This window comes from Ideonella sp. B508-1, from assembly GCF_000333615.1.
Classification (GTDB): Bacteria; Pseudomonadota; Gammaproteobacteria; order Burkholderiales; family Burkholderiaceae_C; genus Ideonella.
In genome coordinates, this window is the sequence record NZ_BADL01000614.1 from 1 (window position 1) to 1,155 (window position 1,155).

Consider the following 1,155-nt stretch of genomic DNA (forward strand, 5'->3'; position numbering starts at 1 on the left):
GCCATGCAATGCCAGGATCTCAATACGCGCAAGGTGAGACGGGTATCCGCAAGCGAGTACGTCCTTCTCCAGCTCGGCCTGCTCCAGCAGAGCGCGAAAGGTAGCGACCGGAAGTGAGCATCGNCATCACGCGCTCTGGCCAGCCCAAGGCCCAGCGGTTCGCAATCGCAACGGCGATGGAACCCATCGTCTCGACTCGGGTGGCTGTCGATTCCCCGTACTGCTCTCTCATGTACAGCGCTTCCATCGCGCACACTCCTATCGGTTCCTGCCTCGACCCTGAGGGCCTTCGCTGATCAGCAGCCAACCTCGCTGTCCAACAGCGTTGTGGCGGATCCCCACGATCTCACTGAATCGCCCCCAGACGGTTCAAGACACAGAGGGATAGCTGCTTAACCAATCCAAGAAATCGTCCGCATCTCCAAGTGCCAGGTTTTGAGTGATCGTCAACAAGCCCATAGATTCCTCCGGCTCTTGAGCTGGCGCGCCAAGCGACGCATGTTTGCCCAGACCGTTTCCCGCGCCAGCCCCGCCTCGGCATGCATCTGCTCTACCGCCCTGGCCAACAGATCCATTGGCGCCTCGTCCAGCAGCGCGTGCACATACGCTTCCAAGCCCGCCGGCAATTCACCCGTACCCAGCACGTCGCGAAGCTCGGCCGCCGTCAGGCGCCCCCTGTAGCTCGTGCTGGCCGTGCGTGCGGCCAGTTCCAGCGGCGGCGTCAATGCCGTAGGCCTAGGCTCCAGGCGGGGGTGCGCAGGTGCGACGGTCAGCCCCAGGCCCAGTACCTCCAGCACCATCGCCGTGCGCGTGATGCTCAGATCTTTGATCGTGCCGCCTTCCAGCGCCACGATCGTCGCCCGCGACAGACCGGCCAACCTCGCCAGCGCCTGCTGCGACAACCCCATTTCCTGGCGCCTGGTGCGAACCGCCTGGCTCAACTCGTGGAGGATATTCATGCCCGCCAGCCTAGATCAAACCTTCCAACATGTCGAAAATATTTGCCACCCATATCAGTCTGTGATGTCAGACAGCACGTGGCCACCTGGGTCTCGGGGCGAAGCCCTGAGTGTCTGCGACGGGCGCGAAGCGACCTAGTAGACCAGGATGGATAGGGCCCGCCGGGCCCTATCTGGCATCCTGCCCTTGCCGTTG

At 62.8% G+C, this 1,155-nt stretch carries 1 protein-coding gene; it reads right to left on the reverse strand.

Annotation, left to right across the window (positions count from 1 at the left end; translation table 11 throughout):
- Positions 1-446: 446 nt before the first annotated feature.
- The gene (locus I73_RS24330; protein WP_022983007.1) at positions 447-959 is read right to left on the reverse strand and encodes a helix-turn-helix domain-containing protein; all 513 of its coding nucleotides are present in this window, start codon (positions 957-959) and stop codon (positions 447-449) included.
- Between the last annotated feature and the right edge of the window lie 196 nt (positions 960-1,155).